Genomic DNA, 6,207 nt, shown 5'->3' on the forward strand with positions numbered 1-6,207 from the left:
GGCGCGCTTCGTGCGCCCCGCCGCCGGCCATCCGGCCGCGTTCCGGCGGCCGGGCCGCCTGCGCCGCCTGGGGCTTGAAACTGGAGCTACCGCTATCGTTATCGTTATCGCTGGCCGACATATCGCCTCGCACCGCACGGCGCGTCCTCACCCGCGCCCTGGTGGTACTCCTGGGCCTGAGACTAGCATGGTGCGGCGGGCGGTGTCGAGCCACCCTGGAGCGGCCGTGCGGACTGCGCCACGGCCGCTCCAAGCGTCAGCGGACGTGGGCGCGATTGAGGCGCCGCTCGGCGACGCGCTGCAGATGTTCGAAGGCGAGGCTGAGCACCCAGTAGATACACGCTGCCGCAATGTACAGCGGCAGCGGGCGGAAGGTGGCGGCAATCACCTCTTTCGTCGCCAGCATCAGCTCCGTCATGGTGATCACCGAGACCAGCGAGGTGTCCTTGATCAGGCTGATGAGGGTATTGCTCATGGACGGCACCGCGACCCGCAGCGCCTGCGGCAGCACGATGTGGTACAGCGTCTGCCAGTGGCCCAGCCCCAGGCTGTAGGCCGCGCGCCATTGGCCCTGGCCGATGCTGAGGATCGCACCGCGGATGCTCTCCGAGAGATAGGCGCCGGCATTGAGGCTGAGCGCCAGCACGCCCGCCGTCACCGGCGTGAACTCGATGCCGATGCTGGGCAGGCCGTAGTAGATGACGAACAGCTGCACCAGCAGCGGCGTGCCGCGCATCGCGCTCACGTACACATTGGCAGGCCAGCGCACCACGGCCCACTCGGACATGCGCATCACCGCCGTGGGGAAGCCGATCGCCAGGCCGCCGACCATGGCGGCCACCGCGAACAGCAGGGTGTACATGGTCCCGGTCAGCATGACCGGGGCGGCGTCCTTCAGCAGCTGGAGCAGCTCCGCAAATTCGAGTTCCATCGGCCGCGCGTCAGTTGGGGCGGGAGACGTCGATGCCGAACCACTTGATGGAGGCGGCCTTCAGGCTGCCGTCGGCGGCGGCATCCTGCAGGGCCTTGTCCAGCGCGGCCTTGAACTGCGGGTTCCCCTTCTGGAACGGGATCGCCATCTTCGCCACCTCGCCCACGCGCGCCCCGGCCTTGATCGGCAGCGGCGAATTCTTGAGCAGGTAGGCGACCATCAGGCTGTCGTTGAGGGCCGCGTCGATGCGGCCGGAGGCCAGGTCGGCCAGCGTTTCCGGCGTGGCCGGGTAGCTCTTGACGATCACGCCCGGCGCGGCCTTGGCCTGCATCTCGTACACGGTGCCCTGCCCCGCGCCCACCTTCTTGCCCTTCAGGCTTGCGAAGCTGGTGTAGACCGCCGCATCGTTCTTGCGCACCACCAGCTGCGGGCTGGAATAGGTGTAGGGGATGGAGAAGTCGAAGGCCTGCGCGCGCTGGGGGCTCATGGCCACCTGGCTGATGATCACATCGTATTTGCCCGCCGCGAGGCCGGCCAGGATGGCGCTCCACTCGGTCGCCACGAACTCCGGCTTGAGCCCCAGCTTGGCGGCCAGGATGCGCGCGACGTCCACGTCGTAGCCGGTCAGCGCATTGGTTTTGGCGTCCTTGAAGTTGAACGGCGGGTAGGTCCCTTCCATCGCCACGCGCAGGGTGCCACGCGCCTTGGCGGCGGCCAGCAAGTCGGCCGCGTGGGCCTGCAGGGTCAGGAGGCCGGTCAGGGCGACGGCGAGGAGCTTGAGCTTCATGAGGGTCCCTTGTGAAATCGTTCTAGTAATAAGCGCGGGCGCGCACGCCGAACTTGTGGCCGGTGACGAGCACCGTGCTGGCGACCAGGGTCGAGAGTCCCAGGATCAGCTGCACCAGCCGGTCCGCGGGCAGCACCCAGATGCGGCCCTTGGGCGGTTCGGCGCCGGTGGCGGCGACGATCAGGGGCGCGATCCATTCCGCCTCCTCGTCCACGTCCAGCACCACCGCGTCGTCCAGCGTCTGCATGTAGACATTGCCGCCCGGGCCGAGCGTGAAGCAGATGCCGACCCCGGTCTCCTTCGGGCTGATCATTTCCTGCATGCAGGCGTTGTGTTCCTCGATCCATGCCTCCACATCTTGTGGCGTCAGCAATTCAATCCAGGGACGGGGGCGGAAACGCGGAACTGCTTCTTGGGTCATTGCATTGGGAAAAATGTCAGACGCCGTATCGTACGGCATTTTGCGGAGGTCAGGTATGAATACCAACTACACGTCGGACTTCGAGGGCTTCATGAACCGCTTCCTGGAAAAGCACCCGGACGTGGTGGAAGACCAGAAGCGCGGCTGGTATATCTGGTGGGACCATCGGCTCGACCTGGACGCGCAGGAACGCGAGAAGGCATCCGAAGTCCCAGCCAAGGGCTACCCCTACCAGTAAGCGGGCTCAGCCCTTCCAGGTGCGCTGGAGTCCCGTGTCGGCGTGAATCCAGCCGCCTTTCGGCCCTTCGCGGTAATAGAAGCCGACGCCGCCCTGGCGGAAGCTGCGCACCAGCCCGCCCAGCACGTCCGAGGTCAGCTTGGCGATGCGCACATCGGCCGCCTTGGCCTTGCAGTGCAGGGACTGGCGCGCGGCCGGGATGCCTTGCTCGATGAGCCTGTTGTTGGTGTCCAGCGTGCGGTAGCCGGACAGCACTTCCAGCGGCTGCTCGATGCCGAAGCGGGCGATGTAGGCCTGGGTGCCCCACAGCGTTTCGAGCAGCTTGGGATCCATGGCGGCCGCTTCCTTGCCCTGCACGTCGCGCAGGATGTGGCAGAGCTCCTGGTACGCGGCGTCGACGATCTCGCCATCTTTCCAGTACAGCACCCTGGTCTTTTCGCCGCTCTGCGGGCGCACCAGCGACAGGGTGCGCGGCTTGATCCAGAAATCGAGGTCGAGCGACTGGGCGTCGAACAGGTCGGGCGGCGGAGCGAGATCGGCCGGGGCCGCATCGGCCGTGGCGGCGCGCTCCTTGCCGTCCTTGGCGAAAGCGAGCGGTGCGGCCAGGGCCGACAATGCGAGGCCCTGACGGAGAAAATCCCTGCGAGAAGACATGTCAGACCGGGGGTGCTAAAAGATGAGCCGTACTATAGCGGAACACCCGCCATTTTCAAGTCCGCACGTGTGCAGATGTGGCGGCGTTCAGCCGCTGCAGGGACAGAAGCGCTTGCGGGCCGACGCCGAACAGGCATTTTCCGCGTTCAGCTGCTTCCAGTAGAAATCGCATTCCAGGCCAAAGCAGGACTTGTCCTTGCCCGCGTGGACGTAGCCATTGCGCGCGTAGAACTCGCTCGCCGTTGCCGTGCTCTTGAGCTTGACCACGCTGACGCCCCACGCGCGCGCCTGGTCCTCCAGCCCGCACAGCAGGGCCTTGCCGGCGCCGCGGTGCAGGGCCTCCGGCACCACGTAGCAGAGCGAAATCTTGCCCGCCTGGTTGATCAGCCCAACGCCAACGATCCTGCCGTCCAGCTCGGCGACGAGCGAATGGTTGGCGGGTGCGGTGAACCAGCCCGCCACGGTTTGCGGCGTCTTGTTGCCGAGCCAGTTGTCCAGCATGGCCGGGTCATTCCGGTGATCCAGCGCGCAGCACTCGACGATGGAACGCCGCAGCACCTCGCAGGCAGCGGCGGCATCGTCGACAGTAGCAGTGCGGATCTGAATACCCATAGTCAAAAAAGAAAAACCTGTTTCTTTCACCCAATCGGTCCGACTATACACCTTCGCCGGAACGCCCGTGGTTGCGCGGCGCATTGTGGTTGCGTGCCTTAAACTTCGCGGCGGCTGCGGATTGTAGACGAACCGAAGTTGGCGACACAAGCGCGTTATATGCATAACCATGCTCGCGTACAACGGTCAAAAATATTTACGGAAAGGTGACATTTCGCCATTTCAATACCCTGTGGAATGCCCCAGATAGGTAGCAAGCGGGATTGCTGCGCACTGGAGGAACTTTTTTTGGCCTCAGCAGCTCAAACTGGTCTGTGCGCCATTTACACAGGCCAGCCGTGATGATATCTTCGTGACTTAAAGTATTGCTTCACAGCTAGACACAGTTCCCTTGAGTCAATTTGACACTTTTTTAGCGTGGAGCCGCCCCTCTTGGAACAAGGAATCCATGATTAAGAAACTGTTTGTCGCTGCCCTGCTGACCTCCGCCGCCACCACCGCCTTCGCCGGTGAACCGCGCCTGGGCTCGCAGTCCGTGCTGGTGATCGAAGACGACACCGGCAAGATCCTGCTCGAAAAGAACGCCGACGCCGTCGTTCCCATCGCCTCGCTCACCAAGCTGATGACCGCCATGGTCGTGCTGGACTCCAAGCCGGACATGGATGAGAAGATCGCCATCGACCGCTCGGACGTGGACATGCTCAAGCACAGCACCTCGCGCGTGCCGGTCGGGGGCGTGATCAGCCGCCGCGACGTGCTGCAGCTGGCGCTGATGTCGTCGGATAACCGCGCCGCCGCCTCGCTCGGCCGCACCTATCCGGGCGGCCTGCCGGCCTTCAAGGCCGCGGTCAAGGCCAAGATCGCCACCCTGGGCATGACCCACACCGTGATCGAGGAGCCAACCGGCCTGTCGCCGCACAACCGCTCGAGCGCGGAAGACCTGGTCAAGATGGCGAATGCCGCCGCGGCCTACCCGGAGATCACCCGCATCACGACCTCCAAGAACGACGAGATCTCGATCAACGGCCGGGACGTGGGCTTCCACAACACCAACCGCCTGGTCGGTGCCAAGGGCTGGGACATCGGCCTGTCCAAGACCGGCTACACGCAGGAAGCGGGCCGCTGCCTGATCATGAAGATCAAGTCTGCCGGCAAGAACGCGACCATGGTGCTGCTGAACGCCAAGGCCAGCTCGGCCCGCGTGCTGGACGCGATGAACATCCGCCGCTTCATCACCGGCGAGAAGGAGCCGGCGCGCGTGGCCGCCAAGACCACCCGCGTGGCCGCCAAGCCGGCCGGCGTCCGCCTGATCAAGGCCAAGCCGCGCAAGATCACCGTCAAGCAGCGCCGCCGCCGTTCGTAACACGCTGGACTGCTGATGCACAAAGGGACGCCGCGGCGTCCCTTTTGTTTGTCCAGACCGTCGGCGTCCCGCCTGTTGCCCAGCGGCCCGGAGCGGTCAGTCTGGCAGCAGGCGAACCACCGTCGCCGCTCCCGCGGCCCGCGCCTGGGAGGAACTGGCAGCAAGCAGTGCGCGCGCGGCTGCCTGCAGGCGCGCCCGGTCCGGCGCGGCCACACCGGCGAGCTGGGTGCGCATGTTTTCGCCCACGAAGTACTCCGCGTGCGCATGGGGCACCCGCCGCCCGCGCTGCGCGCTGGTGCGGAACTTGTCGAGCAGCGCGGCCGGATCGCTCGCCAGCGCGAGCTCGGTCAGCTTGGCGCGGTACTCCAGCTCCGACTCCTCCAGCTTCGGAAAATCGCGGTTGTCCGCGAAGTGCTGGCCTTCGTGGCCCAGGAAGGTGACCTTGAACTTCTCGCCTTCAAGATCGTAGTTGTCCGCCAGTGCATACAGCACGCCGTTGGCCGTCCAGCCACCCGCGCCGGTGCGCTCGCAGCTCGCGTAACTGAGCCAGCCGCGCGACAGGAAGCCGCCCATCAGCACCACCGGAACCTGCACGGTATGCTCCGGCAACTGCACCGTGTAGTCCTTGCGCTCCTCTTGCGTCCACAGCATCAGTTCATAGAACGGATGCGTGATACCGGTCAGCGTGTGCACGCCCTGCCCGTCCAGGTAGACCTTGACCTGATTGGTGGCCGCATCCAGGCTGGCGCGGTTCCAGCCGGTGCCCGGCAGGAGCGCGTTGAGCTGGGCCAGGAGGGCGGCCTCGGCTCGCGCCTTGGCCGCCTCACCGAGCATCTGCATGCGCCAGTACTGGCGATACGCCGCCAGGAACGGCGCGGCCGGGCCGGTGATGGTGGCGGGCGGATGAGCAAAGCGCTCGCGGATGCAGCCGAAGGCGATGGCATCGCGGCCGGAGAGCCGGTCCGCTTGCGGGCCTACGGTATCGAGCAGTCCGCGGATATCGCCTTGGAGCAGCAGGCGGCGCATGTCGGCCGTGGGATCGGAGGCTGGCGCGGCGCCAGTCCGCCGCGCGGCCGTGGCGGGCGATCAGCGCCAGCGCCAGCTCCAGCCGCAGGCGGCGCACATAGCCACCGATGCTGTCGCCGGTCCACGCACGGAAAGCCCGCGCCAGGGTGGACGGATGCACGCCCGATTCGCGCGC

At 66.0% G+C, this 6,207-nt stretch carries 8 protein-coding genes; 2 read left to right on the plus strand and 6 right to left on the minus strand.

Annotation, left to right across the window (positions count from 1 at the left end; translation table 11 throughout):
- Window positions 1-256: 256 nt before the first annotated feature.
- The 3 genes from E4L96_RS10285 to E4L96_RS10295 are packed head-to-tail and all read right to left on the minus strand — an operon-like array spanning window position 257 to window position 2,091.
- Window positions 257-931, minus strand: a complete 675-nt coding sequence (locus E4L96_RS10285; protein ID WP_135207129.1) for an amino acid ABC transporter permease — start codon at window positions 929-931, stop codon at window positions 257-259.
- A gap of 10 nt (window positions 932-941) precedes the next feature.
- Window positions 942-1,718, minus strand: a complete 777-nt coding sequence (locus E4L96_RS10290; RefSeq protein ID WP_135207130.1) for a transporter substrate-binding domain-containing protein — start codon at window positions 1,716-1,718, stop codon at window positions 942-944.
- A gap of 22 nt (window positions 1,719-1,740) precedes the next feature.
- A complete protein-coding gene (locus tag E4L96_RS10295) occupies window positions 1,741-2,091 on the minus strand; it encodes a hypothetical protein (RefSeq protein WP_307721638.1) in 351 nt (116 codons plus the stop codon).
- A 103-nt stretch (window positions 2,092-2,194) separates the two neighbouring features.
- On the opposite strand from E4L96_RS10295, the gene E4L96_RS10300 reads away from it, so the two are divergent.
- Window positions 2,195-2,377, plus strand: coding sequence for a DUF3460 family protein (locus E4L96_RS10300; protein ID WP_135207132.1), 183 nt, complete (start codon window positions 2,195-2,197; stop codon window positions 2,375-2,377).
- A gap of 6 nt (window positions 2,378-2,383) precedes the next feature.
- Here the strand turns inward: E4L96_RS10300 and E4L96_RS10305 are convergent, their stop codons facing one another.
- Entirely contained in the window at window positions 2,384-3,031 is a 648-nt protein-coding gene (locus tag E4L96_RS10305; RefSeq protein WP_135207133.1) for a YcbK family protein, read from the minus strand.
- 87 nt (window positions 3,032-3,118) lie between these two features.
- On the minus strand, window positions 3,119-3,643 hold the full coding sequence (locus E4L96_RS10310; protein WP_135207134.1) for a GNAT family N-acetyltransferase: 525 nt from the start codon (window positions 3,641-3,643) through the stop codon (window positions 3,119-3,121).
- A 448-nt stretch (window positions 3,644-4,091) separates the two neighbouring features.
- On the opposite strand from E4L96_RS10310, the gene E4L96_RS10315 reads away from it, so the two are divergent.
- Window positions 4,092-5,006, plus strand: coding sequence for a serine hydrolase (locus E4L96_RS10315; protein ID WP_135207135.1), 915 nt, complete (start codon window positions 4,092-4,094; stop codon window positions 5,004-5,006).
- Window positions 5,007-5,102: 96 nt separating this feature from the next.
- Here the strand turns inward: E4L96_RS10315 and E4L96_RS10320 are convergent, their stop codons facing one another.
- A complete protein-coding gene (locus tag E4L96_RS10320; protein ID WP_220433416.1) occupies window positions 5,103-6,032 on the minus strand; it encodes a hypothetical protein in 930 nt (309 codons plus the stop codon).
- Window positions 6,033-6,207 lie beyond the last annotated feature (175 nt).

Origin of the sequence: Zemynaea arenosa, from assembly GCF_004614185.1 — a bacterium.
GTDB classification, from domain to species: Bacteria; Pseudomonadota; Gammaproteobacteria; order Burkholderiales; family Burkholderiaceae_D; genus Telluria; species Telluria arenosa.

What these genes read in the sequence shown, in the direction of transcription:
- E4L96_RS10285 (WP_135207129.1), bottom strand. Translation starts at nt 931, where the DNA reads ATGGAACTCGAATTTGCGGAGCTGCTCCAGCTGCTGAAGGACGCCGCC.
- E4L96_RS10290 (WP_135207130.1), bottom strand. Translation starts at nt 1,718, where the DNA reads ATGAAGCTCAAGCTCCTCGCCGTCGCCCTGACCGGCCTCCTGACCCTG.
- E4L96_RS10300 (WP_135207132.1), top strand. Translation starts at nt 2,195, where the DNA reads ATGAATACCAACTACACGTCGGACTTCGAGGGCTTCATGAACCGCTTC.
- E4L96_RS10305 (WP_135207133.1), bottom strand. Translation starts at nt 3,031, where the DNA reads ATGTCTTCTCGCAGGGATTTTCTCCGTCAGGGCCTCGCATTGTCGGCC.
- E4L96_RS10310 (WP_135207134.1), bottom strand. Translation starts at nt 3,643, where the DNA reads ATGGGTATTCAGATCCGCACTGCTACTGTCGACGATGCCGCCGCTGCC.
- E4L96_RS10315 (WP_135207135.1), top strand. Translation starts at nt 4,092, where the DNA reads ATGATTAAGAAACTGTTTGTCGCTGCCCTGCTGACCTCCGCCGCCACC.
- E4L96_RS10320 (WP_220433416.1), bottom strand. Translation starts at nt 6,032, where the DNA reads ATGCGCCGCCTGCTGCTCCAAGGCGATATCCGCGGACTGCTCGATACC.